The 24,916-nt window shown below is 67.1% G+C and carries 22 protein-coding genes; 18 read left to right on the top strand and 4 right to left on the bottom strand.

Going from position 1 to position 24,916, the window contains the following annotated elements; genetic code table 11:
- The first annotated feature begins 32 nt into the window (after positions 1-32).
- The 9 genes from U1H82_RS05580 to U1H82_RS05540 all read left to right on the top strand — a co-directional run bounded on the left by U1H82_RS05580 (position 33) and on the right by U1H82_RS05540 (position 8,367).
- On the top strand, positions 33-1,607 hold the full coding sequence (locus U1H82_RS05580; RefSeq protein ID WP_322963939.1) for a cytochrome ubiquinol oxidase subunit I: 1,575 nt from the start codon (positions 33-35) through the stop codon (positions 1,605-1,607).
- Between the two features lie 14 nt (positions 1,608-1,621).
- Positions 1,622-2,758 carry a cytochrome d ubiquinol oxidase subunit II gene (gene cydB, locus U1H82_RS05575; protein WP_322963938.1) on the top strand — a complete coding sequence of 379 codons (1,137 nt, stop codon included), beginning with the start codon at positions 1,622-1,624 and terminating at the stop codon, positions 2,756-2,758.
- Positions 2,759-2,773: 15 nt separating this feature from the next.
- A complete protein-coding gene (gene cydX, locus U1H82_RS05570; protein ID WP_322963937.1) occupies positions 2,774-2,878 on the top strand; it encodes a cytochrome bd-I oxidase subunit CydX in 105 nt (34 codons plus the stop codon).
- A gap of 4 nt (positions 2,879-2,882) precedes the next feature.
- Positions 2,883-4,226: an oxygen-independent coproporphyrinogen III oxidase gene (hemN, locus tag U1H82_RS05565; protein ID WP_322963936.1), complete on the top strand. Its 1,344-nt coding sequence runs from the start codon at positions 2,883-2,885 to the stop codon at positions 4,224-4,226.
- Positions 4,227-4,291: 65 nt separating this feature from the next.
- Positions 4,292-5,806, top strand: coding sequence for a PAS domain S-box protein (locus U1H82_RS05560; protein ID WP_375339499.1), 1,515 nt, complete (start codon positions 4,292-4,294; stop codon positions 5,804-5,806).
- Positions 5,799-6,416, top strand: a complete 618-nt coding sequence (locus U1H82_RS05555) for a response regulator transcription factor (RefSeq protein ID WP_322963935.1) — start codon at positions 5,799-5,801, stop codon at positions 6,414-6,416. The genes U1H82_RS05560 and U1H82_RS05555 overlap by 8 nt, the downstream gene beginning before the upstream one ends.
- Positions 6,417-6,489: 73 nt before the next feature.
- Complete coding sequence (locus tag U1H82_RS05550) at positions 6,490-6,867, top strand: response regulator (protein WP_322963934.1); 378 nt, start codon at positions 6,490-6,492, stop codon at positions 6,865-6,867.
- Between the two features lie 37 nt (positions 6,868-6,904).
- Positions 6,905-7,822 (top strand): GNAT family N-acetyltransferase, encoded by a 918-nt coding sequence (locus U1H82_RS05545; RefSeq protein ID WP_322963933.1) that lies wholly within the window; start codon positions 6,905-6,907, stop codon positions 7,820-7,822.
- The gene (locus tag U1H82_RS05540; protein WP_322963932.1) at positions 7,819-8,367 is read left to right on the top strand and encodes a GNAT family N-acetyltransferase; all 549 of its coding nucleotides are present in this window, start codon (positions 7,819-7,821) and stop codon (positions 8,365-8,367) included. Before U1H82_RS05545 ends, U1H82_RS05540 begins: the two co-directional genes overlap by 4 nt.
- On the opposite strand, the gene U1H82_RS05535 is transcribed toward U1H82_RS05540, so the two are convergent.
- The 4 genes from U1H82_RS05535 to adh all read right to left on the bottom strand — a co-directional run bounded on the left by U1H82_RS05535 (position 8,364) and on the right by adh (position 13,111).
- A complete protein-coding gene (locus U1H82_RS05535) occupies positions 8,364-8,876 on the bottom strand; it encodes a GNAT family N-acetyltransferase (RefSeq protein WP_322963931.1) in 513 nt (170 codons plus the stop codon). The genes U1H82_RS05540 and U1H82_RS05535 overlap by 4 nt on opposite strands.
- A 61-nt stretch (positions 8,877-8,937) precedes the next feature.
- Positions 8,938-10,452 carry a succinyl-CoA:acetate CoA-transferase ScpC gene (gene scpC, locus U1H82_RS05530; RefSeq protein ID WP_322963930.1) on the bottom strand — a complete coding sequence of 505 codons (1,515 nt, stop codon included), beginning with the start codon at positions 10,450-10,452 and terminating at the stop codon, positions 8,938-8,940.
- A gap of 50 nt (positions 10,453-10,502) precedes the next feature.
- Positions 10,503-11,534, bottom strand: a complete 1,032-nt coding sequence (gene adhP, locus U1H82_RS05525; RefSeq protein ID WP_322963929.1) for an alcohol dehydrogenase AdhP — start codon at positions 11,532-11,534, stop codon at positions 10,503-10,505.
- A gap of 65 nt (positions 11,535-11,599) precedes the next feature.
- Positions 11,600-13,111 carry an aldehyde dehydrogenase gene (gene adh, locus U1H82_RS05520; RefSeq protein WP_322963928.1) on the bottom strand — a complete coding sequence of 504 codons (1,512 nt, stop codon included), beginning with the start codon at positions 13,109-13,111 and terminating at the stop codon, positions 11,600-11,602.
- Positions 13,112-13,291: 180 nt separating this feature from the next.
- On the opposite strand from adh, the gene U1H82_RS05515 reads away from it, so the two are divergent.
- The 9 genes from U1H82_RS05515 to trxB all read left to right on the top strand — a co-directional run bounded on the left by U1H82_RS05515 (position 13,292) and on the right by trxB (position 24,910).
- Positions 13,292-14,350 carry a sigma-54-dependent Fis family transcriptional regulator gene (locus tag U1H82_RS05515; RefSeq protein ID WP_322963927.1) on the top strand — a complete coding sequence of 353 codons (1,059 nt, stop codon included), beginning with the start codon at positions 13,292-13,294 and terminating at the stop codon, positions 14,348-14,350.
- 112 nt (positions 14,351-14,462) lie between these two features.
- Complete coding sequence (locus U1H82_RS05510; RefSeq protein ID WP_322963926.1) at positions 14,463-15,434, top strand: LysR family transcriptional regulator; 972 nt, start codon at positions 14,463-14,465, stop codon at positions 15,432-15,434.
- 286 nt (positions 15,435-15,720) lie between these two features.
- Positions 15,721-18,063 carry a TonB-dependent siderophore receptor gene (locus tag U1H82_RS05505; protein WP_322963925.1) on the top strand — a complete coding sequence of 781 codons (2,343 nt, stop codon included), beginning with the start codon at positions 15,721-15,723 and terminating at the stop codon, positions 18,061-18,063.
- 15 nt (positions 18,064-18,078) lie between these two features.
- Positions 18,079-19,881 (top strand): ABC transporter ATP-binding protein/permease, encoded by a 1,803-nt coding sequence (locus U1H82_RS05500; RefSeq protein ID WP_322963924.1) that lies wholly within the window; start codon positions 18,079-18,081, stop codon positions 19,879-19,881.
- Positions 19,878-21,227: a TldD/PmbA family protein gene (locus tag U1H82_RS05495; protein WP_322963923.1), complete on the top strand. Its 1,350-nt coding sequence runs from the start codon at positions 19,878-19,880 to the stop codon at positions 21,225-21,227. Before U1H82_RS05500 ends, U1H82_RS05495 begins: the two co-directional genes overlap by 4 nt.
- On the top strand, positions 21,224-22,684 hold the full coding sequence (locus U1H82_RS05490; protein WP_322963922.1) for a metallopeptidase TldD-related protein: 1,461 nt from the start codon (positions 21,224-21,226) through the stop codon (positions 22,682-22,684). The genes U1H82_RS05495 and U1H82_RS05490 overlap by 4 nt, the downstream gene beginning before the upstream one ends.
- 30 nt (positions 22,685-22,714) lie before the next feature.
- On the top strand, positions 22,715-23,038 hold the full coding sequence (trxA, locus tag U1H82_RS05485) for a thioredoxin (RefSeq protein ID WP_322963921.1): 324 nt from the start codon (positions 22,715-22,717) through the stop codon (positions 23,036-23,038).
- Positions 23,038-23,913, top strand: a complete 876-nt coding sequence (locus U1H82_RS05480; RefSeq protein WP_322963920.1) for a hypothetical protein — start codon at positions 23,038-23,040, stop codon at positions 23,911-23,913. The genes trxA and U1H82_RS05480 overlap by 1 nt, the downstream gene beginning before the upstream one ends.
- A 1-nt stretch (position 23,914) precedes the next feature.
- A complete protein-coding gene (gene trxB / locus U1H82_RS05475; RefSeq protein ID WP_322963919.1) occupies positions 23,915-24,910 on the top strand; it encodes a thioredoxin-disulfide reductase in 996 nt (331 codons plus the stop codon).
- The last annotated feature ends 6 nt before the right edge of the window (positions 24,911-24,916 follow it).

Raw genomic sequence — 24,916 nt, 5'->3', positions numbered from 1 at the left:
TTTCGCTGTGGGCCAAGGAGGAGACCCAGAAGGTGGACCCGACCGTCATCGACCTGTCGCGGCTGCAATTCGCGCTGACCGCGCTGTACCATTTCCTGTTCGTGCCGCTGACGCTCGGGCTCAGCTTCATGCTGGTCATCATGGAGTCGATCTATGTCATGACCGGCCGCCCGGTGTGGCGCCAGGTCACGCGCTTCTGGGGCAAGATCTTCGGCATCAACTTCGTGCTGGGCGTCGCCACCGGGCTGACCATGGAGTTCCAGTTCGGCACCAACTGGTCCTATTTCTCGCATTATGTCGGCGATATCTTCGGCGCGCCGCTGGCGATCGAAGGGCTGATGGCCTTTTTCCTGGAGGCGACCTTCGTCGGGCTGATGTTCTTCGGCTGGGACCGGTTGTCGCGGCTGGGGCATCTGATCGTCACCTTCATGGTGGCGCTGGGCACCAATTTGTCGGCGCTGTGGATCTTGATCGCCAATGGCTGGATGCAGAACCCGGTCGGGGCGACGTTCAACCCCGACACGATGCGCATGGAGGTCAGCGACTTCGGCGCGGTGCTGTTCAACCCGGTCGCGCAGGCCAAGTTCGTCCATACGGTCAGCGCAGGCTATGTCACCGCCTCGGTCGTGGTGCTCGGCATTTCGGCCTTCTGGCTGCTGAAGGGGCGCTGGGTCCCGGTCGCGCGCCGGTCGATGACGGTCGCGGCGGCCTTCGGTCTCGCCGCGTCGCTGTCGGTCGTCGTGCTGGGCGACGAGAGCGGCTATGCGCTGACCGACAACCAGAAGATGAAGCTCGCCGCGATCGAGGCGGCGTGGCACACCTCGGCCGCACCCGCCGGGCTGACCGTCTTCGGCATGCCCAGCATGGCGACGCACGAGACGCGCTATGAGGTGCAGATCCCCTGGGTGCTGGGCCTGATCGCGACGCGCAGCCTGGACGGCACCGTCACCGGCATGTCCGAACTGGTGTTGCAGGCGCAGGAGCGGATCGCCTCGGGCCGGATCGCCTATGCCGCGGTCCAGCGGCTGAAGGTCGATGGCCGGGACATGACCGCGCGCGCCGCGTTCGAGGCGCATAAGCGCGATCTGGGCTATGCCCTCCTCCTGAAGCGTTATGTCGCCGACCCCGCCGCCGCGACGCCCGCCCAGATCGAACGGGCGGCCTGGGACACGGTGCCCAGCGTCCCCCTGATGTTCTGGGCGTTCCGGATCATGGCGGCGATCGGCTTTGCGATGATCGCACTGTTCGCCACCGCCTTCGTCCTGTGTTCGCTGCGGATGCACATGAACGTGCGCTGGTTCCTGAAGGCGGCGGTCGTCGCCATCCCGCTGCCCTGGATCGCGATCGAGCTGGGCTGGGTGGTCGCCGAACTGGGGCGGCAACCCTGGGCGATCGACGGGGTGCTGCCGACCTTCCTGGCCGCGTCCAGCCTGACGGTCCCGGCGCTGTTGACCACCATTGCGGGCTTCACCCTGATCTATGGCGCGCTGGCGGTGATCGAGGTGCGGCTGATCCTGGCAACCGTCCGCCACGGCCCGGTCGAGGACGAGCCGCAGCTTCCGGCGGAGGCGGACGCCGCCATTTCCGCTCGACCCCTTGTCGCCTGAAGGAGGCATGACCGATGTTCGACTATGAGATGTTGCGCCTGATCTGGTGGGCGCTGCTGGGCGTGCTGCTGATCGGTTTTGCCCTGACCGACGGGTTCGACCTGGGCGTCGCGGCGCTGCTGCCCTTCGTGGCGCGGACCGATGCGGAGCGGCGGATGGTCATCAACGCCATCGGCCCGACCTGGGAGGGGAACCAAGTGTGGTTCATCCTGGGTGGCGGCGCGATCTTCGCGGCCTGGCCCTTCGTCTATGCGGCGAGCTTCTCGGGCTTCTATCTCGCCATGTTCGTGGTGCTGGCGGCGCTCATCCTGCGGCCGGTGGGGTTCAAATATCGCAGCAAGCGACCCGATCCCGCCTGGCGCAGCCGCTGGGACTGGGCGCTGTTCGTCGGCGGACTGGTGCCCGCACTGGTCTTCGGCGTCGCGGTCGGCAATGTCCTGACCGGCGCGCCCTTCCGCCTGGATGGCGATCTGCGCGTCTTTTACGATGGCAGCTTCCTTGCGCTGTTCAGCCCGTTTGCGCTGCTCGCCGGGCTGTTGTCGGTGGCGATGCTGGTGCTGCACGGCGCGGCCTGGCTGTCGATCAAGGTGGAGGACGGCGCGGTGCATGACCGGGCGACCGCCTATGGCTTTACGGCGGGCACGGTGGCGCTGATCCTGTTCGGGCTGGGCGGCCTGCTGGTCATGCAGATGCCGGGGTTCGAACTGGTCGGCGCGGTCGATCCGTCCGCCCCGTCCAACCCGCTCCACAGCAGCGCACGGATGGTGTCGGGCGGCTGGCTGCTCAACTTCGCCCGGCATCCCTGGATGCTGATCGCGCCGGTCATGGGCTTTGGCGGCACGCTGCTGGCGATGATCGGCATCTATCGGCGGCAGGGGGCGGCGGCATTCAGCGGGTCGAGCATCGGCGCGGCCGGGATCATCGCGACCGTGGGTCTGGCGATGTTTCCCTTCATCCTGCCCTCCAGCATCGATCCGCATTCCAGCCTGACGGTCTGGAACGCCTCGTCCAGCGCACGGACGCTGGGGATCATGCTGATCGTCACCATCGTCTTTCTGCCGATCGTGCTCGCTTACACGGCCTGGGCGTACCGCGTGATGTTCGGTCGGGTGACGACCCAGGCGGTCACGACCGGCCCCGACTTCTACTGAACAGGAGTATTCGCCATGTGGTATTTCACCTGGGTTCTGGGCCTTGGCCTTGCCGTCGGTTTCGGCATCATCAACGGCATGTGGCATGAATTCCACCTGCCCGCCGACGAGGAGGCGTGAGGGCATGGCGCGCTATCACCCCGACCTCGCAGGCGCGGCCGTGCCGCGCTACACCAGCTATCCCACCGCGGTCGATTTCACGCCTGCGGTGGGGGCCGAGCGCCAGGCACTGGCGCTGCTCGGCGTCGGGCGTGACATGCCGGTCTCGCTCTATATCCACATCCCCTATTGCCATGAAATCTGCTGGTATTGCGGGTGCAATACTGGCGCGATCGGGCGGGCGGCGCGGCTGGATGATTATGTCGAGGCGCTGCTGGCCGAGATCGCGACGGTCGCGAGGCTGCTCGACGGGCGGGTCGGCTCGGTCCATTTTGGCGGCGGTAGCCCCAATGTCCTGTCGCCCGCGCAACTCCACCGTATCGCCGACGCGATCCGCGACCAGTTCGGCGTCGACGAAGCGGCCGAATGGGCGATGGAGATCGACCCGCGCGGCTTCGATGCCGAACGCGCCGCCGCAGTGGCGGCGATCGGCATCCGCCGGGTCAGCATCGGCGTCCAGACCTTCGCCCTGCCGATCCAGCGCGCGATCAACCGTATCCAGCCCTATGACAGGGTGGCGGGCGTGGTCGATCGGCTGCGCGGCGTCGGCATCCGCCATATCAATCTCGACCTGATGTACGGCCTGCCGCATCAGGGACTGGACGACATCGCCGCCACCATCGCGGCGGCGCTGCAGCTTCGGCCATCGCGGGTGGCGATGTTCGGCTATGCCCATGTGCCCGCGATGCTGCCCCGCCAGCGGATGATCGACGCCGCGACCCTGCCGGATGCCGAGGCGCGGTTCGGCCAGAGCGCGCTGGCGGATCGGCTGATGGGGGAGGCAGGCTATCGCCCCATCGGCTTCGACCATTATGCGCTCGCCTGCGATAGCCTGGCCCGCGCGGCGGCGGCCGGACGGTTGCGGCGTAACTTCCAAGGTTTCACCGACGATCCGGCCGAGGCGGTGATCGGGCTGGGCGCTTCGTCGATCAGCCAGTTCGACGGGGTGATCGTCCAGAACGAAAAGCATGTCGGCCGCTACCGCGCGGCGGTACGGGACGGTCGGCTGGCGGGCGTACGCGGGGTGGTGCGCACGGCCGAGGACCGGCTGCGCGGAGCGATCATCGCGCATATCCTGTGCGAAGGCCGGGTCGATCTGGCGGCGGTCTGTTCGGATCATGAGGCCGATCTCCACATCCTTGATGGGTCGGTGGCCGCGCTGGACGCCTTGGCCGCGCGGGGCATCGTGGCCCGGTCGGGTGGACAGGTCGTGATGGCCGAGACCGATCGTTGCTATCGTCGACTGGTCGCCGCCGCCTTCGATGCGCGCCGAGTGTCGGTGCGCGGCCGGGCGAGTGTCGCGGTTTGACATGGCGGCCGCCATCGTCATGCTGGAACGCATGGGCCTCCCTTCAGAAGGATAGCGCGAGCGGCATGACGATGAGCGGGCACGACGGGGCCATGGCCGATCAGCTGGCCCGGTTCGTCGAGGGTACGCTGGACCGTGCCGTGCTGCTTCTGGCGAGCGACGGCATCGTGACCGGCTGCACGCCCGGCACCATGTTGCTGCTGGGCTGGACGCAGGCGGAGCTGATCGGGCGGACCGCCTCCGTCCTCTATCCGCGCGGTAGCGGTGAGGGCCCGCCCGGCCCCGATCTGGACGCCGCGCGCGACGGCGGGCCGCTTCGGTGCGAGCAATGGCTGGCCCGGCGCGACGGCAGCGAGTTTCTGGCCGATGTATCGATCGTGCCGCTGCGTGACGATGCGGGCGCGCTGACCGGCTTCGGGCTGGGCATCGCCGATGTCACCTCCGGCCGCGCCCACGAACAGGCGCTGCGCCAGAGCGAACTCCATGTCCGCTCGATCCTGGCGACCGTGCCCGATGCGATGATCGTCATCGACGATGGCGGGCTGATCCTGTCGTTCAGCGCCGCTGCCGAGCGGCTGTTCGGCTATACCGAGGCCGAGATCGTCGGGTGCAATGTCAGCCTGTTGATGCCGACACCGTACCGCGAACAGCATGACGGCTATATCGCCCGGTACGAGGCGACCGGCGAGCGCCGTATCATCGGCATCGGCCGCGTCGTCACCGGCCTGCGCCGCGACGGCACCCAATTCCCGATGGAGCTGGCGGTCGGCGAAGCGCGGGACGAGGGGCACCGTATATTCACCGGCTTCATCCGCGACCTGACCGCACAGCAACTGGCCGAGATGCGGATGAAGGAATTGCAGGCCGAACTGATCCACGTCTCCCGCGTCAGCGCGATGGGGACGATGGCCTCGACGCTGGCGCATGAGCTGAACCAGCCGCTGACCGCGATCGCCAATTATCTGGAGGCGGGACGCGACCTGATCGACAGCGATGCGGCCGATGCGCGGCCCTTCCTGCGCGAGGCGATGGACGAGGCCGCGCGCGAGGCTCTGCGCGCCGGGCAGATCGTGCGCCGCCTGCGCGATTTCGTGGCGCGGGGTGAGACGGAGAAGGCGGTGCACGACCTGCCCGCGATGATCGCCGAGGCGGCCCGGCTGGGCCTGCTCGGCGCGACCGAACGAGGCATCCGGCTGTTCACCGATTTCGATCCCCGCGCCGCCCTGGTGCTGGCCGACCGGGTGCAGGTGCAGCAGGTGCTGGTCAATCTGCTGCGCAACGCGGCCGAGGCGGTCACGGGGGGCGAGCGGCGCGACATTCGCGTCACGACCCGGCGCGACGGCGGCATGATCGACATCGCGGTCGCCGATACCGGCCCCGGCATCGCGCCCGCCATCGCACCGCGCCTGTTCGAGGCGTTCGCCAGCGGCAAGGAAGAGGGGATGGGCCTCGGCCTCTCCATCTCGCGCACCATCGTCGAGGCGCATGGCGGCCGCATCTGGGCGGTGCCGGGCGAGGGGGGCGGCACGGTCTTTCATTTCACCCTATGGAGCGGCGCGGCGGAGGACGGCGATGACTGAGGCACGGCAGGTGCATGTGGTCGATGACGAAGAGGCGGTACGCCGCTCGATCGCCTTCATGCTGAAGACCTCCGGGTTCGCGGTCACGACCTGGGACAGCGGCGTGGCTTTTCTGGCGCAGGCGAAGGCGGCGACGCCCGGCTGCGTCCTGCTCGACATCCGGATGCCGGAGAAGGACGGGCTTCAGGTCCAGCGCGAATTGGCGGAACAGGGCATCGCGCTGCCGGTGATCGTGCTGACCGGGCATGGCGATATCGCCACTGCCGTCACCGCGATGCGCCAGGGAGCCGTCGATTTCCTCGAAAAGCCGTTCGAAAAGGCCGCGCTGCTTGCCGCGCTCGACCGGGGATTCGGCGATCTCGAACGTCGCGACGTGACGGCGGCCAGCGCGCGTGAGGCGGAGATACGCATCGCCGCGCTGACCCCGCGCGAACGCGAGGTGCTGACCGGCCTCGTCCATGGTCATCCCAACAAGACGATCGCCTTCGACCTGGGGATCAGCCCGCGTACGGTCGAGGTGCACCGCGCCAACGTCATGGCCAAGCTGGGCGTACACAGCCTGTCCGACGCGCTGCGCCTGGCCTTCGCCGCCGGGCTGGCGGAGGCGTAGCGGGGTCCGGAACATCACGTAGCGACGGCGCTGGCGCGCGCCGCCATGATCGACCTTCGACGTGGAGCGGATCATGACGACGGACAAGGCGGACAGTCGGCGCAGGGCCCTGCTGATCGAGGATGACGATGGGGTACGGCGCTCGCTGCAATTGCTGTTGCATTGGCGCGGCTATGACGTGCTGTCCTTCGCCTCCGCCGCACCGGTGCTGACCGGGGGCGGTTTCGATGCCGCCGATGTGCTGATCGCCGATTATCGCCTGCCCGATGCCACGGGTTGCGATGTGCGGCGGGCGATGGCGGCGCGGGGCTGGCAGGGGCGCTCGGTCCTCATCACCGGGGCCCCCAGCGCGGCGCTGGCGGCGATCGCGCGGGACAGCGGCTTCGACATGGTACTGGGCAAGCCGCTGCGGCAACAGGCGCTATTCGCAGCATTGGGCGCGCGAGAATAGTTGACTCTGTCAACCAAGCCGATGCAGCATGGCGGCTATGGACGATGCAGACATCACCGCCATCCGCCGGTTCAACCGCTTCTACACCCAGATGATCGGCGCGCTGGACGCCCGCTTTCTGGGAACCGATGCGACCCTGCCCGAAGCGCGCCTGTTGTTCGAGATCGCCACCCGCGAACCGGTGACGGCCAGTGCCTTACAGGACGCGCTGGGCATGGATGCGGGCTATCTCAGCCGCCTGATCGCGCGGTTCGAGGGGCGCGACTGGGTCGTCCGGGTCCGCCGCGACGACGATGCGCGGGCGCGTGACCTGCGCCTGACCGAAGCCGGGCGCGCGGCGTTTGCGCTGATCGATGGTCGCCAGAGCGATGCCGTCGGCGATCTGCTGGCCACGGTTCAGGGTGGAGCCCGCCGCGATCTGGTGGAGGCGCTGACGCGGGCACGGTTGCTGCTCGACCCCGGATCGGGCGGGCCGTTCGTCATTCGCCCCTTTCGCACCGGCGAGCCCGCGCTGATCGCCGCGCGCCAGTCGGTCCTCTATGCCGAAAGCCATGGTTGGGGCCGCGAACTGGAGGTGATCGAGAGCGGGGTGACGGCGGCGTTCCTGCGCGACTTCGACCCCGCACGCGAACAATGCTGGGTCGCCGAGATCGATGGGGTGATGGCGGGGGCGGTGTTCGTCACCGATGAAGGCGAGGGGCTGGCGCGGCTACGGCTGCTATATGTCGAGCCCTTTGCACGGGGGCGGGGCATCGGCGATGCGCTGGTCGGCGCTTGCGTCACTTTCGCACGGGAAACCGGCTATCATGCGTTGACGCTGTGGACCCACAGCGTCCTGGAGTCCGCACGCCGCATCTATGCTGGGCACGGCTTTGCCTGTGTCGAGACGGCGATGCATGAACGCTTCGGCGTTCCGCTTCAGGGCGAGACCTGGCGGCTGGAGCTGGGGGCATGAGCGGGGTGCTGACTATCCGGCAGGCGATCGAGGCCGACCTTGCGGCCCTGCGCGCGCTGATGACGCTGGCGATAGACCAGGGGCAGGCGGCGTTCCTTACCCCGGCGCAGGTCGCCGCGAGCCGTGCGGTGATGGGGCTCGACACACAACTGGTGCGCGACGGCACCTATTTCGTGGTCGAGCAGGGGACGGTGCCGGTCGGGTGCGGCGGATGGAGCAGGCGGGCGACGCTCTATGGCGGCGACCACAGCACCGCCTTGCGCGATCCGGCCCTGCTCGATCCGGCAAAGGATGCCGCGCGCATCCGCGCCATGTACACCCATCCCGACCATGTCCGGCGCGGCATTGGCCGCATGATCCTGAACCATTGCGAAGCGGCGGCGCGGGCGGAAGGCTTCACGGCGGTCGAACTGATGGGCACCGCGGGCGGTGCACCGCTTTACGCCGCCTGCGGCTATCACCCGATCGCGCGCGCCGATGCGGCGGTCGACGGGGTGGTCGTGCCGCTGACCCGGATGCGCAAGACGCTGGGCGAACCGGCCTAGCGGATCGTCCGCTTCAGCCGGACCAGCGTCGGGTCGCCCTCCACTGGATAAGGTTCGAAGCCCATTTCCCGCTCGATCGTGATGGCCGATCGGTTCGCCCGGTCCTCCAGCGCCTCGATCGTCCGGTATCCCCGGCGCCGGGCATGATCGACCAGATGATCGAGCAGCGTCCAGCCGATGCCCTGCTGCTTGCTGTCATGCCGCAGCGCGATCGCCGCCTCGGCCGTGGTTCCCGTCTGGTCGCCCGCCAGCATCGCCGCCGCCAGGATCGATCCGTCATCGGCAAAGGCGATCAGGCTGAGACTGTCGGTGTCATTGGCGCGGATCATGCCCGACAGTCGCTCGTGGCTGACCTGGCGGATGCCGGTCAGGAAGCGGAAGCGCAGGTCCTCGGGCGAGACCTTGGCGAAGAACGCAGCCAGCGCCGCCTCGTCCGCGTCTTGCGCGGGCCGGACGTGCAGCCGCACGCCATGCCGGGTGACGAGCAGGTCGGTGTCGGTGGTCATCATGCTGTCCTCCTGGGTTGCCATCGATGATGGGCCGGTTCGACGCGCGCGACATCGACCCTGGTCAAGACGGTAGCATCGTCCCGGTTTCCATGAAACGCCGGTGCCAGGATAACGCTTCGGCGGGCAGGGCGGGGGCATGAAGGCCGTAGGACCCGCCCTCGGCGCGCATCGCATAATCGGCGAGCAGCGGGCGGTAATCGGGATGGGCGCAGCGTTCGATCACGGCCTTCGCGCGCTGGCGGGGCGACAGGCCGCGCAGATCGGCCAGGCCCTGTTCGGTCACGATCACCTGCACATCCTGCATGATATGATCGACATGCGAGGCCTGCGGCACGATGGCCGAGATCTTGCCGCCCTTGGCGGTCGAGGGGGTCATGAAGATCGAGACATAGGCGTTGCGCGCGAAATCGCCCGATCCTCCGATGCCGTTCTGGATGCGCGATCCCATCACCAGCGTCGAATTGACGTTGCCGTAGATATCCGCCTCGATCAGCCCGTTCATCGCGATGCACCCCAGGCGGCGGACGAGTTCGGGATGGTTGCTGATCTCTTGCGGGCGCAGGATCATGCGGTCGCGATACGCGGCCATGTTGGCATTGAGCCGTGCCGCCGCTTGCGGGCTGAGCGAGAAGGCGGTGGCCGAGGCCATGCGCAGGCGCCCCGCATCGAGCAGGTCGAGCATCCCGTCCTGAATCACCTCGGTATAGGCGGTCATCGGTTCGAACGGCGCGTCGATCAGGCCGGACAGCACGGCATTGGCGATATTACCAACCCCCGACTGGATCGGCAGCAGCGCGGGCGGCAGGCGGCCGCGCGACACCTCATGGCGCAGGAATTCGATGATATGCCCGGCAATGGCGCGCGCGGTGGCATCGGGCGCGGCGAAGGGCAGGTTGCGGTCGGGCGCGTCCGTCTCGACGATGGCGACGATCTTGGCGGGATCGCAGGCGAGATAGGGCGTGCCGATGCGGTCGTCGGGGCGGACCAGCGGGATCGGCACGCGGTCGGGCGGTAGGCGGGTGCCGTAATAAATGTCGTGCATCCCCTCCAGCGCCGCGTCCTGCCAGCGGTTGACCTCCAGGATGACGCGGCTCGCCCGGTCAACCCAGGTCTTGTTGTTGCCGATCGAGGAGGAGGGGATGAGCGAGCCATCGGCGCGGATGCCCGACACCTCGATGATCGCGGTATCGAGCGGGCCGAGCACGCCTTCCCATGCCATCGGCGCGACCTGGCTGAGATGCATGTCGAGATAGTCGATCTCGCCACGATTGATCTTCTCGCGCGCGACCGGATCGCCGCTATAGGGCAGCCGCTGGGCGATGCCGTCGACCGCCGCCAGCGCGCCGTCCAGCTCGGGGCCGGTCGACGCGCCGGTCCACAGATTGACGCGGAACGGCCGCCCCTCGACATGCTCCGCCGCCATCCGTCGCGCCAGGGCTTGCGGCACCATCTTGGGATAGCCGGAGCCGGTGAAGCCGCTGGTCGCCACCGTCTCGCCGGGGCGGATCAGGGCGGCGGCGGTGTCGGCATCGGTGATACGGGAACGCAGGGTCGGGCAGGCGATACGATCGGTCATTGTCACTCCCAATGCGGCGGGCGGGGCCGAAACCGCCGCCCGCCACGGTGTCACGCGGCGAGGTCGAGGACGATGCGGCCCTCGATCTGGCCTTTGCGCATTCGCTCGAATACCTCATTGACCTCGGTCAGCGGCGCGGTGGAGACGGTCGCCCGGACCTTGCCGTCCGCCGCGAAGTCGAGCGATTCCTGCAGGTCGCGCCGGGTTCCGACGATCGACCCGCGCACCGTGATGCCGTTCAGCACCAGCCCGAAGATGTTGAGCGGAAAGTCCCCCGGCGGCAGGCCGTTGAGCGCGACGGTGCCGCCGCGTGCCATCATGCCCACGGCCTGGGCGAACGCCTTTTCGCTGACCGCCGTCACCAAGGCGCCGTGCGCGCCGCCGCCCGTTTCGCGCTTGACCGCTTCGACCGGATCGCCGAGCCGCGCATTGACGGTGATCTTGGCACCCAGCCGCCGGGCGAGGTCCAGCTTGGCATCGTCGACATCGACCGCCGCGACGTTCAGGCCCATGGCGACGGCATATTGCACCGCCATATGGCCGAGCCCGCCGATACCGGAGATGACGACCGTGTCGCCCGGTTTGGTATCGGTCATCTTCAGCCCCTTATAGACCGTGACCCCGGCACACAGCACGGGTGCGATCTCGGTAAAGCCGATATTGTCGGGCAGATGGCCGACGAAATTCGGGTCGGCGATGACATAATCGGCAAAGCCGCCATTGACCGAATAGCCGGTGTTGAGCTGGCTCTCGCACAGCGTCTCCCACCCGCCCAGGCAATGCATACAGTGGCCGCAGGCGGTGTAGAGCCACGGCACGCCGACCCGGTCGCCTTCCTTCACATGCTTTACGCCCTTGCCGACCGCCGAGACATAGCCGACCCCCTCATGCCCCGGAATGAAGGGCGGGTTGGGCTTGACCGGCCAGTCGCCTTCGGCGGCGTGGAGATCGGTGTGACAGACGCCCGAGGCCTGGATCGCGACCTGGATCAGGCCGTCGCTGACCTCCGGCACGGGGACTTCATCGATGCTGAGGGGTTCGCCGAACGCGCGAACGACCGCCGCTTTCATCGTCTTCGCCATGGTGTTTCTCCTGTCGGATGATGAGGCAGGGGCGGGCGCGTGTGCCGGTCCCTGCCTTGACCGGATCAAAAGAAGCCGAGCTTCTTGGCCGAATAGCTGACCAGCAGATTCTTGGTCTGCTGATAGTGGTCGAGCATCATCCGGTGCGTCTCGCGCCCGATGCCCGACCGCTTATAGCCGCCGAACGCCGCGTGCGCGGGATAGGCGTGGTAGCAGTTGGTCCAGACGCGGCCCGCCTGGATCGCACGGCCCATGCGGTAAGCGCGCGTCCCGTCGCGGGTCCACACGCCCGCGCCGAGGCCATAGAGCGTGTCATTGGCGATGCGCAGCGCCTCTTCGTCATCCTTGAAGGTCGCGACCGAGACGACGGGACCGAAAATCTCCTCCTGGAACACCCGCATCTTGTTGTTGCCGCTGAGCACGGTCGGCTTGACATAATAGCCGTCCAGCCCCTCGGGCCGGTTGCGGGTGCCGCCGGTCAGCACCTTGGCCCCTTCGTCGCGGCCAATGTCGAGATAGCCGAGGATCTTGTCCATCTGCTCCTGCGAGGCCTGCGCGCCGACCATGGTGGCGGGGTCGAGCGGATCGCCCTGGATCATCGCCTCGACGCGGGCGACCGCCTTTTCCATGAAGCGGTCATAGATGGATTCGTGCACCAGCGCGCGGCTGGGACAGGTGCAGACCTCGCCCTGGTTGAGCGCGAACATGGCGAAGCCCTCGATCGCCTTGTCGAAATAATCGTCATCCTCGGCCGCCACATCGGCGAAGAAGATGTTGGGGCTCTTGCCGCCGAGTTCCAGCGTGACCGGGATCAGGTTTTCGGATGCATAGGACATGATGAGCTGGCCGGTCGTCGTTTCGCCGGTAAAGGCGATCTTGGCGATGCGCGGGTTCTGCGCCAGCGGCTTGCCTGCCTCCACGCCGAAACCGTTGACGATGTTCAGTACGCCCGCGGGCAGCAGGTCGGCGATCAGTTCGGCCAGCACCATGATCGAGGCCGGGGTCTGCTCGGCGGGTTTCAGGACCACGCAATTGCCCGCCGCCAGCGCGGGCGCCAGCTTCCAGCAGGCCATCAGCAGCGGGAAGTTCCACGGGATGATCTGCCCCACCACGCCCAACGGCTCGTGGAAGTGATAGGCCACCGTGTCATGGTCGATCTCCGAAATCCCGCCTTCCTGCGCGCGGATACAGCCGGCGAAATAGCGGAAATGGTCGATCGCCAGCGGCAGGTCGGCAGCGGTCGTCTCGCGGATCGGTTTGCCATTGTCCCAGGTCTCGGCGGTGGCGAGCAGGGACAGATTCTCCTCCATCCGGTCGGCGATGCGGTGGAGGATCAGGGCGCGCTCGGCGACGCTGGTGCGGCCCCAGCCGTCCTTGGCCTTGTGCGCGGCGTCGAGCGCCAGTTCGATATCGGCCGCCTGGCTGCGCGCGACCTGACAGATGACTTGCCCGTCGATGGGCGATTGGTTGTCGAACCAGCGGCCGTCGACCGGATCGACCCAGCGGCCGCCGATGAAATTGGCATAGCGTTCTTTGAACGGCGCGGTGCGGGCCTTGATGGTTTCGTGGATCGTCATGCAACCTCTCCTTCGTTTCGTATGGAACAAAGGCTCTGCCTGTCCCCGGCCGACGACAAGCCGATCCGCGACGAAGTGTAAGCGCGACGATGGACTTTCTGCGGGTTAAGCGTAGCATGTGTCGCACGGCGCGACGCGGAGGCGCGCCAGTGTCGCAACTTGCGACACTGGAAGAACGATATGGCGGAGAAGGATGCGGCGATGGACGGCGCCGGGATAGAGCAAGGGCGTCGGGCCTATTTCGACGAGGGGCAGTTGCCGCTGGAAAGCGTGCGCCAGCCGGTGCTGCGCTCCTGGCTGCGCTGCACCGACATGGGCCTGGCGCAAGGACGGCGACGGGATGGCGGCCCGCTGACCGAGAGCGAACTCAACGCCCTGCGCCAGCGTCGCGAGTCGCTGCGTCGCCTATGCCGTCCCGAACTGGAAATGCTGGCGGGCGAGGCGCGCGATACGGGCAGCGTCGTGATCCTGGCCGATGCGGACGGCATGATCCTCGACAGTATCGGCGACACCGGCTTCCTGTCCCGCGCGGCGCAGGTGGCGCTGCGGCCGGGCGTCTCCTGGACCGAGGCGAGTACCGGCACCAACGCGATCGGCACCGCCATTGCCGAGCGTCGCCCGATCGCCGTCCACGGCCCCGAACATTTCTTCGCCGAACATGCCGTGTTGAGCTGTGCGGCGACGCCGATCCTCGATCCACGCGGCGCGATCGTCGGGGCGCTGGATATCTCCGGGCCCTCGGCCAGCGGGCATAGCCATGCGCTGGGGCTGATCCGGCTGGCGGTCGACCAGATCGAGCATCGGCTCTTCCGCTCCGGCTTCACCGATTGTCGCGTCCTGCGCATGCATGACGATGCCGCGATGCTGGGCACCGCGCGTGAGGGGATATTGGTGTTTCGTGAGGACCGGCTGGTCGCCGCCAATCGCCGGGGCCTGTCCTTGGTCGGGCGCAGTTGGGAAGCGCTGGACGATACGGCGCTGGGCGAGTTGGTGGATATGGGCGGGCAGGCGGCGCGCGGGCATCTGCGGCTGACCAACGGCGCGATGCTGATCGGCGGCTGGGACGCGGACAATCAAGGCGGTGGCATCGAACTGTCCGTCGCGCGTCCGCTGGCGGATGACCGGGCGGAAGCGATCGACGCGGCGCTGGCGGCCTATGGCGGGAATATCACGGCGGCGGCGCGGCAACTGGGTGTCCATCGCAGCACGATCCACCGCCACCTCGCCCGCCAGCGCTGACCGGCCGCCCGGCATCGCCCGGCACCCGTCGCCTCCGGCCCGTGCCCCTTTCGCGCCGCGACAAAGCCGTGAATAGTGTCGGCGGATGGCGGTGATGCGGAAGGGGGCAGGGGTGACGGTGGATCGACCGACGACGAACAGGATCGGCGTGCCTCTGGGCGAGGCGCCCGTTCACCGTCTCAACCTGAACCTGCTCTATCCGCTGGATGCGATCCTGCACGCGCCGACCCTGACCGAGGCGGGGCGGCGGGTGCGGCTCAGCCAGTCCGCGATGAGCCATGCCCTGCGCCGCCTGCGTGAGCATTTCGGCGACGACCTGGTCATCCATCTGAGCGGTGAGCAGCAACTGACCCCGCTGGGCATGGCGTTGCGCGCAGAGGTGCGCCGGGTGCTGCGCGACGTGGACGGTACGCTGAACTTCGCCTTGTCCTTCGATCCGCTGACGGGCACCGGGACGATCACCGTCGCGGCATCGGACGTTGTCGAGCAGATGCTGCTCGGCCCGGTCCTGCGCGGCGTGCTGCATGCGGCGCCCGGACTAACGGTCGACGTCATTCCGCTCGATGCCGGGGCACCGCGTCAGGCGCTCGACCGGGGGGCGGAGCTGCTGTTGCTGCCTGCGGACATGGCGCTGAAAGACCTGGAAACCCTGCCGATCCTGACCGATCATGTGTCGTGTCTGATCTGGAACGGTCATTCCGAACTGAGCGATCGACTGGAGATCGACGAGGCCGCCTATCGCGCCGCCCGCCACGTCATCGCGCGGGACGAGCGGATGCCATCCTTCACCCTCGACCGGAAGGCCGCCGACCTGCTCGGCGCGCGGCGGATCGCCATGCGCACCAGCTCGCAGGCGGCGCTGCCGTCGATCGTTCTCGGCAGCGACCTGATCGCGACGGGCAGCAGCTGGCTGTTCCAGCGTTATGCCTCGATAATGCCGTTGAAGGTCGTCAGTCCGCCCTTCGTGCGCGAAGAGGCGAAGATCGTGGCGCAATGGGCGTCGCACCGGCGGCGCGACCCGATGCTCGCCTGGTTCGTCGAACAGATCGAGGCCTATGCCGGGCTTTTTCCCGGCCGGATGTGAACGATCCGGCCCATCGATGCCATTCATGGTGGTCATGAACACTTCGAATTTGCGTGTCACACGCCTGAAGCATAGCCTCTCTTCAGACGGAAAATTCCCACTGGCGCCGTTGGTGCCAAGATAGGGAAGTCCGTCGAGCAGGAGGACGGCCGCGGTTGTTACTGTCGTGGAATCGACCGCTTTTTCGCCACCGGGCGAGTCCGTTTTTGTCACAGGGTCTTCGGTTCAACGGATGGGCGATCATGCCCGTGCGCGGGATGGCGCTTGGCCTTGGGGAGGGGATTGCATGTTGGATATGACTGCAAATGCACGCGGCCTTCTGGGCGCCGCCAGCCTGAGCGTTCTGGCGATCATGAGTGGCGTCGCACCGTCGCCCGCCTCGGCACAGACCGGGCCGAGCAACCGGGGGGCTGTGATCGACCTGCCCGCCATGCCGATGGCCGAGGCGCTTCAGGCGATCGCCGCACGGAGCGGCGAGGCGATCAATTACGACCCCGATGCGGTGAAGGGGCTGACCTCGCACCCGGTGCGCGGCGCCCGCAACGCCAAGCGTGCCGTTCAGGCGGCGATCCAGGGCAGCAGCCTGGCGATCATCCCCGGTGCGCAGGGCGCGCTGACCATCGTCAACGACATCGTCGTGACCGCGCGGCGCGACGAGGCGGAGACCAGCGTTCTGGTTCGCCAGGCCACGACATCGGATCGCAACGGCCTGGGCCTGCGCAACCAGCCGCGCAACACGCAGGTCATCACCGCCAAGACCATCGAGGAGCAGCAGGCGCTCAACATCACCGACATCCTGCGCAATGCGGGCGGTGTGTCGATCCAGGGCAACGGCCCCAATAGCGGTGCGACGTACACGGTCCGTGGCTTTTCGGCAGGCGGCCTGGTCAATGGCCTGACGTCGTCGTCGCAATATGGCGTCAACGCCGGTGCCGATCAGCCGGTCGCCAATATCGAGCGGGTGGAAGTCCTGAAGGGGCCGGACGCGATACTCGCCGGGTTCGGCAATCTGGGCGGCAACATCAACGTGGTGACCAAGAAGCCGAGCGCCGAGGAGCGGCTGGCCGTCAGCTTCGATACGGGTTCGTTCGGGCTGGTGCGCGGTGTGATCGATGCCAACAACGCGATCACCGCCGACAAGAAACTCTCCGCACGCGTCATCGCCAGCGCGCAGACGATGGACCATAATTACGGCGGCTATACCGGGGACAAGAGCTGGCTGTTCGCGCCGTCGCTGCGATATAAGGATCGCCTGACCGATATCGTCGTCGGCGCAAGCATCAACGAGGCGACCAGCGGGATCGGCGCGTACACGTTGTTCGACAACAAAACGCGGCAGATCATCGATCGCGATCCCTCGGTGCCGATCTATTCCTCCGACCAGGGTATCCGGATCAGCACCAGTCGTTTCTATTTTGATGCGACGCGACAGATCGTGCCGGGCGTCGAGATCGTGGCCCGTGGCATGCACGACCAGACGTTGCTGACGCTGCGGGCCGGCAGTCTCGGCTATACGCGTGCGGGGGCCTTCAACGGCTATTTCATAGGCTCGCAGCAGGAGGGCTCGTCCAACGCCATCGACAGCTTTGTCCGCATCAAGACCCATCTCGGTGATGCACTGAAGGCGAGTTTCAACGTCGGCTATAATTATAGTGACGGCACGGTCGAGCAGCGGTCCGCGACGTCGGGTCTGACCATCCCCAATCCGCCTCTGTTCGGGAATACGGACAATGTAATTCTCTGGAAGCCCTTCGGACCGGTGCAGATCCGCAGCCAGGGCAAGCAGGAGGGCGTATACGGCCAGGCGCTGATCGAATTCTGGAAGATCAAGATTCTCGGCGGCGTTCGTAAGAACTGGTTCGAAACGCGGGGGCAGACATTCTTCACAGGGCCGTCGGCTGTATCCTTGCAGCGCAAGAACGGCGTGTCACCCAGCGCGGGCATCATATTGGACGCCACGAACAACCTGTCCCTCTTCGCCAACTATGGACGTGGCGAACAGGCCATCTTCACCGTGGCCAAGGACGGTAGCATCCTGCCGAACATCATCACCACGAATAAGGAGGCGGGCGTCAAGCTCGACCTGTTCCACAAGCGGGCGACGATCAACGCGTCCTATTTCGATATCCAGCAGGACAATATCATCGTCCGCGATCCGATCGACCCGACCAATCTGTTTCCGGGACCGGGCCAGCGAGGGCGTGGCATCGACCTGAATATCGCCGGGCAGTTGCTGCCGGGATGGTCGGTGCTGGCGTCGCTGACACGCACCAAATATGCCTTGCTGACGACGAACGCATCGCAGACCGTGGTAGCGAACCAGCCGCGCGATACGTATAGCCTGTATTCGACCTATCGCACAAAGATTTCCGATGGCGTCAGCGGCGGTGTATCGGGGGGGCTGTACGGGCGCTCCAGTTCCTATGCCAATGTTCTGGGCCAATATGTCGTGCCGCCGTCACGCCAGATCGATACGAATGCGTTCCTGTCGTTCAAGGGCTTCGACTTCAACATCGGTATCCGCAACATTCTCAACCGGCGTAATTACGGGTCGACCGCGACATTCGCCTATGTACCGGTCAACGAGCCGCGCAGCGTCCGCCTGAGCATCTCCAAGCGTTTGTTCTGATAGGTTTCGCCGATCATGATGCCACCCCCCGCCAATGTCGAGGAGACCCGCCGCGAAGCGGGTCTCCAGCCGCCGCAGCCCGCCCGCGACCGGTGGGCGCATGCCTGGCGGATCAGCACGCGGTACTTCGTCTCGGACGACTGGAAATGGGCGTGGTTTCTGGTCCTGTGCTATTGCGTGATCGAGATCGGCACGACCTATGCTTTCTTCTGGTCGAACCAGTGGCAGCGGCAATTCTATGATGCGATCGAGCAGCGGCAGGGGGCCAAGTTCCTGTCGCTGGTCGTGATGTTCCTGATGATCGCGGGCATGGAAGTGGGGACGATGTTCGCCCACAATATCGTCAACTGGACCTTGTCGATCCGGTGGCGCAGCTGGTTGAACGACTGGTATCTCGGCCGCTGGTTCGCGCGCGACCGGTTTTACGAGATCGAGCGGTTGCGCATGATCGACAATCCCGATCAGCGTATCGCCGAGGATATCCGATCCTTCACCTCGATCGGCCTGCAATATGGCACATCGCCGTTCGCTATCCTGGTCGGGGTGATCTTCAGCACGGTGCGCGCGGTCGTGTTCGCCACCATCCTTCTGCAAACCTCCTCGCCAATCGCGATACCGCTCTTCGGCTATCGCATCCCGCTGCCCGGCGGTGACCTGGTCTGGTTCTCGATCGCCTATGTGATCTTCGGTACGGTGTTCATCGCCTGGATCGGCAAGCCGTTCATCCGGCGCAAGATGCGCGAGCAGCATTATGATGCCGATTATCGCAGCGCCCTGCTGCACGTCCGGCGTAACGGCGAGCAGATCGCTTTTTCGGGCGCGCAGGCAACCGAGCGTGATGGCCTGCGGATCGCCTTCGCCAATATCCGTCGCAACTGGTATCCGCTGATGCTGGCCAATGCCGGTCTGAGCGCCGGGCAAAATATTTATCAGCGGATCATGACGGTCGTGCCGCTGTTCCTGACCGTCCCCAAATATTTCGCAGGCGCGATTACCTTCGGCCAAGTGCAAGCCGCACGGGACGCCTTCACGCAATTCTCGTCCAGCCTGTCCTATATCGTCACCGCCTATCCGCAGATCGCGACGCAGATCGCCAATATCAACCGTCTAAAGGCGCTGGACGATGCGATCGATCATGAACGGCCGCGCGGCATCGCGTTCACGCCCGGCGGCACACCGGATGGCGTGGCGATCCTGACCACCGGCCTTGCCTTGCGCCGCCCCAATGGCGAGCCGCTATTGTCGGTGGCGGACTGGACGATCTGCAATGGCGAGCGCTGGGTGATCGAGGGGCCGTCGGGCACCGGCAAGACCACGCTGCTGCGTGCCATTGCCGGGCTGTGGCCGGACGGCACGGGGCAGGTCGCGATGACTCGGACCGGCAGTGCGATGCTGGTGCCGCAGCGGCTATACCTGCCACTGGGGACGCTGAAGGACGCGATCTGCTTCCCCGACCAGCCCGAGGATCATGACGATGCGGTCATCGCGGCGCTGCTCAGGGAAGTCCATCTGGATGCCCATGTTGAGGCCATGCACGAGCTGCGCATGTGGCAGGACGAGCTGTCGCCCGGCGAGCAGCAGCGTGTCGCGCTGGCCCGCATCCTGTTGCAGCGGCCGACCCTGTTGATCGTCGACGAGGCGACCAGCGCGCTCGATGCCGGCAATGCGGCGTTCTTCTATCAGGCGGTGATCGCCGCCATGCCCGACGCCACCATCGTCAGCGTCGTGCATAACGAGAAACTGGCCGCGTATCACACCCACCGCCTGACCCTGCATCACGGCCATGCCACGCCGTCGCGCATCGAGGGGGCGGCATGAGCAGCCTGCTGACCCAGCGCGAGGAGGATCTGCGCGCTGCGGCGCAACGGGCGGTCGAACTGGCGGTCCGGCGCGGTGCCACCGCACGGGCCTCGGTCCATCATGAAGGCGTCGCCAAGATCGCGGTGCGCGGCGGCGAGGTCGAGACTGCCGAGCGGAGCGGGACGCAAGGGCTGGGGATCACGGTCTTCCACGAAGGACGACGCGGCGCGGCCTCGACCGCCAGCTTCGACCGGGCGGCGATCGAACGGGTGGTCGAGGAGGCGATGATGATCGCCGCCCATGTCCAGCCCGACCCGGATGCGGGCTTGCCGCCCGCCGACGCGCTCGCCTTTTCCGGGCCGTCGCCCGCGATTTACGCGGACGGCCCGCGCGACCCGGACGTGTTGCTGGCCTCGGCCAGCCTGATGGACCGGATCGCCGGTGAGGCGGTGCGCGCCGATCCGCGCCTTCGCGCCGGGGAGTCGGTGGCGGTCGCGACCGAGGGGCTGTGGGCGCTGGCGACGAGCGACGGCTTTTGCCGCAGCGTCCGCCGCTCGAACGATGCACGCTGGTCGGTGATGCTGGCGAAGGACGAGGGCGGCAGCACGTCTGCCTTTTGCCAGTCGCAGGAGCGGCGCGTCGACGCGCTGACTCCGCCGGAGCAGCTGGTCCGGACCGCAGCCGACCGGGCCCGTGCAGGGCTGGGCGCGCGGGCCGTGCCCAGCCGCCGTGGTCCCGTCCTGTTCGATCCGCGCACAGCCATGTCGCTGGTGTCCGACCTGGCGGGCGCGCTGACCGGCATGGCGCAGTTCCGGGGGATGAGTTTCCTGCGCGATCCGCTGGGCCGGAGCGTCGCCGCCGCGCATCTCGATCTGGTCGAGGACCCGTTCGAACCGCTGGGACTGGCGAGCGGTGGGTTCGACAGCGAGGGGATTGCAGGGTCGACCCGGCATATCCTGCGCGGCGGGATGGTCGAGGGGCTGTTCCTGTCGAGCGTCTCGGGGCGCAAGCTGGGCATGGCGTCGACCGGCAATGCCGATGGCTTCTACAATCTGCGACTGACCAGCACGGCCCCGAGCGGCGACTTTGCGGCGATGCTGCGGATGCTGGACACAGGGCTGGTCGTCACCGAGTTTCAGGGCGGTAAGACCGATCCCGCGACCGGCAACTGGACCCAGGCGGCCAAGGGGCTGTGGGTCGAGGGGGGCGAGATCGTCCATGCCGTCACCGATGTGACGCTGGCGGGGCAACTGCCCGCGATGCTGAACGGCATCCGCGCGGTCGGCCGCGATGTCGAGCGTCTGGGCGCGATCCGTACGGGGGCGATCCTGGTCGACGACATGCAGGTGGGAGGCAAGGCATGAACGGCGGCGCATTGGCTCTGGACCGGGCGCGTGCGGCGCTGCTCGGCCCGGCGGGGCTGGACGAAGCGGCGATCGGCCGCGCGCTGGGCGAACTGGCGGGCGGCGGCGCCGATCTGGCCGATCTGTATTTCGAGACGACCGCGACTCGAAGCTGGCAATTGCAGGACGGCCGCGTCACCCAGGGCGGCTTTTCGATGCGGCAGGGCGTCGGCGCACGCGCGGCGCATGGCGGCCAGGTCAGTTTCGCCCATTCGGCCGATATGCGCGAAGGCGCGTTGCGCGATACGGTGCGCGCGGTGCGCACGCTCGCGCGCCACGGCGATGCGGGTCGGCAGGGGCAGGGCATCGCGCTGACCCGTCAGGCGGGCGGCCATGATCTCTATCCCGCCATCGACGCGGTCTCGGTCGCCGACGCCACCGCATGGATCGCGCTGCTCGAGCGGATCGACCAGCTTGCCCGCGCCCAGGACGGCCGCATCGCGCGGGTCGATGCCAATGTCCGCTCGACCGACACGACGATCCTCGTCGCCGAGGCCGATGGCCTGCTGGCGGGCGACGTGCGGCCGCTGACGATCCTGTCGATGGTCGTCATCGCCGAGCAGGACGGGCGGCGCGCACGCGGCCAGGCGGGGCTGGGGCGGCGTGCGGCACTGGAGGGATTCGATGCCGCGTCCGTCGATCAGATGGTCAAGACCGCGACGCGCATGGCGCTCAACAATCTCGACGCGATCGCCGCGCCGGTCGGCGAGATGCCGGTGGTGCTGGGGCCGGGTTATCCCGGCGTGCTGTTCCACGAGGCGGTCGGCCATGGGCTGGAGGGCGATCATCACCGCAAGCATCTGTCTGCCTTCGACGGCAAGGTCGGCGAACGGATCGCCGCGGCGGGCGTGACCGTGATCGACGATGGCGGGCTGGCAGGGCGGCTGGGCTCGCTGGGCATCGATGACGAAGGTAGCGCGCCCGATCGCACCGTGCTGGTCGAAGACGGCGTGTTGACCGGGCTGATGCAGGACCGGCTCAACGCCGGGCTGATGAACGCCCGCTCGACCGGCAATGGCCGTCGCCAGTCCTATGCCCATCTGCCGATGCCGCGCATGACCAACACCTTCCTGGCGAACGGCGCGGCCGATCCGGCCGCCATCATCGCCTCGATCGATCGCGGCATCTACGCGACCGAGTTCGACGGCGGGCAGGTTGATATCGTCACCGGCCGCTTCAACTTCACCACGATCGAGGCGTGGCTGGTCGAGAAGGGCAGGCTGGTGGCGCCGGTACGCGGCGCGACGCTGATCGGCGTCGGGCACGAGGCGCTGCGCCACGTCTCGATGATCGGCAACGACCTGGCCTTCGACACCGGCATGGCGACCTGTGGCAAGCAGGGCCAGTCGCTCAATGTCAGCGTCGGCCAGCCCACGCTGCGCATCGACCGGATGATGGTCGGCGGACAGGCCGGATGAACTCCCGAACATTCCCGAAAGGACAGTTTCATGCGTAACGCGACCGAGCAGGATTTCGACGACATCGTCCTGAAGAACGACAAGCCGGTGCTGGTCGATTTCTGGGCCCCGTGGTGCGCGCCGTGCAAGGCGCTGGTCCCCGCGCTCGACGAACTGGCCGAGGATTATGCCGAGGAGATGGAGATCGTGAAGGTCGATATCGAGGCCAATCCGGGTCTTGCCCAGCGGTTCGGCGTGCGCGGCATTCCCCTCCTGATGATCGTGAAGGACGGGGCGGAAACCGCTCGCACCGTCGGCACCATTTCGCGTAGCCGCCTCGATGCCTTTGTCGATGCGCATGTGGGTGGGGAATGATGGCCGACATCGCGTTTCACGGCGATCCTGCGCTCAAGGGTCATGCCCTGGCGCAACTGCGGCGGCACATCGCGGCCGACACCTTCGTCTATTTCCCCGCCTGGGAGAATGGCCAGGCCAATGTGATCGGTGCGATCATCGAGGCGGATGACACGCCCGGCTATGCCGCCCGGCTGGGATACCCGATCGCCCTGGCCGAGACGCTGCCGGTGTTCGTCAACGGTTTCCGGCCGCGCGCCGACGCCGCCGCCTTTGCCGAAGCCTGGCTGGAGCGCACGCCGGTCGGTGCCGATCTGACGGGGGTCGTATCCCGGCTGATCCTGTCGCTGCTGGAACAGCAGACCCTGTGCGCGGTGGCGGAGCGTCACCCGCTGCTGGAGCAGAGCCGACAGGCGATCGTCGCCCTGCACCGGCGCGCCATCGACGGGGACGAACCCGATCGCAAGGCGTGGAAATCGGCACGGCTGGCGGCGGTGGCGGCCACCGATGCGATCGGCGACGATCCGCTGGGTCGCAAGGCGGGCAGTGCGGTCGAGGCGGCGGCCTGGCCCGGCACGATGCGCACGGTGCTGCGCGATACGCTGAGTGCGGTCGGCACGCTGAACCTGTATCGCTCGCTCGCGGAGATCGGCTGGACCGAAGAGGAAGAGAGCCAGGTCTACAAGATCCGCGAACAGGCGGAGAAAGACGGGTACAAGGCGGACCTGGATGGGCTGGCGCGGGTCTATGCCATTCTCGACGCCGATCATCCGGCGCTGGGTGAACGCTTCCGCATGCGATGCGATCGCATGGACAAGTCGGTCGCGACCTATATGGCCACCGGTTGGAAGGCCATCGAGGTCATGGAAGCCGCGCCGCTGGTCGTGGAGGCGTAACGTGCCGGACATACGCTCCCCCTCGATCCGGTCCGGCAAGGTCCTCATCATCGGTTCCGGCCCGGCGGGTTACACGGCCGCCGTCTATGCCGCGCGCGCCGCGCTTGCCCCGATCCTGATCGAGGGGCCGCAACCGGGCGGACAATTGACCATCACCACCGAGGTCGAGAACTGGCCGGGCGACGAAAGCGTGCTCGGCCCCGACCTAATGGCGCGGATGGGCGAACAGGTGCGGAAAGCCGGTGTCGAGGTGGTGAGCGACCTGATCGTCCAAGTGGACCTGACCGCCCGGCCCTTCCTGGCGATCGGTGACGACGGCACGCATTATTGCGCCGACACGATCGTCGTGGCGACCGGCGCGTCGGCGCGCTGGCTGGGGCTGGACAGCGAGACCGAATATCGCGGGCGCGGCGTGTCGGCCTGCGCGACATGCGACGGTTTCTTCTATCGCGGCCGGACCTGCGCGGTGGTGGGCGGCGGCAACACGGCGGTCGAGGAAGCACTGTACCTCACCAATTTCGCCGAGAAGGTCTATCTGATCCATCGCCGCGATCGTTTGCGCGCCGATCGCACCAATCAGGCGCGGCTCCATGCCAATCCCAAGATCGAGATGATCTGGAATGCCGAGGTGGCGGAGGTGCTGGGCGATGCGAGCGGCGTGACCGGCGTCGCGCTGCGCGATACGCAGGGCGGCACCATGTCGCAACTGGCGGTCCACGGGCTGTTCGTCGCGATCGGGCATGATCCCGCCACATCGCTGTTCAAGGGGCAGCTTCGGATGGACGACGAGGGCTATATCCTCGTCACCCCCGGATCGACCGCGACCAGCGTGCCCGGCGTATTTGCGGCGGGCGATGTGCAGGACAAGCTGTTCCGCCAGGCCGTCACCTCGGCAGGCATGGGCTGCATGGCCGCCCTGGAGGCCGAGCGCTTCCTGGCGGGCCACAATATTCACGCGATTGCCGCCGATGGCGCGGCCTCCGCTCCGCTGGTTTGAAAGAGA

Source organism: Sphingomonas fuzhouensis (assembly GCF_034659795.1).
In the GTDB taxonomy this organism is placed as follows: Bacteria; Pseudomonadota; Alphaproteobacteria; order Sphingomonadales; family Sphingomonadaceae; genus Sphingomonas; species Sphingomonas fuzhouensis.
Note: the sequence above shows the minus strand (reverse complement) of the source record. Positions and strands in the feature narration are given on the sequence as shown.

Bases quoted from the DNA above. Each gene is read 5' to 3' on its own strand.
- U1H82_RS05535 (WP_322963931.1), bottom strand. From the start codon at position 8,876: ATGATGACCACCGACACCGACCTGCTCGTCACCCGGCATGGCGTGCGG.
- U1H82_RS05515 (WP_322963927.1), top strand. From the start codon at position 13,292: ATGGCGGAGAAGGATGCGGCGATGGACGGCGCCGGGATAGAGCAAGGG.
- scpC (WP_322963930.1), bottom strand. From the start codon at position 10,452: ATGACCGATCGTATCGCCTGCCCGACCCTGCGTTCCCGTATCACCGAT.
- U1H82_RS05555 (WP_322963935.1), top strand. From the start codon at position 5,799: ATGACTGAGGCACGGCAGGTGCATGTGGTCGATGACGAAGAGGCGGTA.
- trxA (WP_322963921.1), top strand. From the start codon at position 22,715: ATGCGTAACGCGACCGAGCAGGATTTCGACGACATCGTCCTGAAGAAC.
- cydB (WP_322963938.1), top strand. From the start codon at position 1,622: ATGTTCGACTATGAGATGTTGCGCCTGATCTGGTGGGCGCTGCTGGGC.
- hemN (WP_322963936.1), top strand. From the start codon at position 2,883: ATGGCGCGCTATCACCCCGACCTCGCAGGCGCGGCCGTGCCGCGCTAC.
- U1H82_RS05545 (WP_322963933.1), top strand. From the start codon at position 6,905: ATGGACGATGCAGACATCACCGCCATCCGCCGGTTCAACCGCTTCTAC.
- cydX (WP_322963937.1), top strand. From the start codon at position 2,774: ATGTGGTATTTCACCTGGGTTCTGGGCCTTGGCCTTGCCGTCGGTTTC.
- U1H82_RS05490 (WP_322963922.1), top strand. From the start codon at position 21,224: ATGAACGGCGGCGCATTGGCTCTGGACCGGGCGCGTGCGGCGCTGCTC.
- U1H82_RS05495 (WP_322963923.1), top strand. From the start codon at position 19,878: ATGAGCAGCCTGCTGACCCAGCGCGAGGAGGATCTGCGCGCTGCGGCG.
- U1H82_RS05500 (WP_322963924.1), top strand. From the start codon at position 18,079: ATGATGCCACCCCCCGCCAATGTCGAGGAGACCCGCCGCGAAGCGGGT.
- U1H82_RS05540 (WP_322963932.1), top strand. From the start codon at position 7,819: ATGAGCGGGGTGCTGACTATCCGGCAGGCGATCGAGGCCGACCTTGCG.
- U1H82_RS05560 (WP_375339499.1), top strand. From the start codon at position 4,292: ATGACGATGAGCGGGCACGACGGGGCCATGGCCGATCAGCTGGCCCGG.
- adh (WP_322963928.1), bottom strand. From the start codon at position 13,111: ATGACGATCCACGAAACCATCAAGGCCCGCACCGCGCCGTTCAAAGAA.
- U1H82_RS05550 (WP_322963934.1), top strand. From the start codon at position 6,490: ATGACGACGGACAAGGCGGACAGTCGGCGCAGGGCCCTGCTGATCGAG.
- U1H82_RS05480 (WP_322963920.1), top strand. From the start codon at position 23,038: ATGGCCGACATCGCGTTTCACGGCGATCCTGCGCTCAAGGGTCATGCC.
- adhP (WP_322963929.1), bottom strand. From the start codon at position 11,534: ATGGCGAAGACGATGAAAGCGGCGGTCGTTCGCGCGTTCGGCGAACCC.
- U1H82_RS05505 (WP_322963925.1), top strand. From the start codon at position 15,721: ATGTTGGATATGACTGCAAATGCACGCGGCCTTCTGGGCGCCGCCAGC.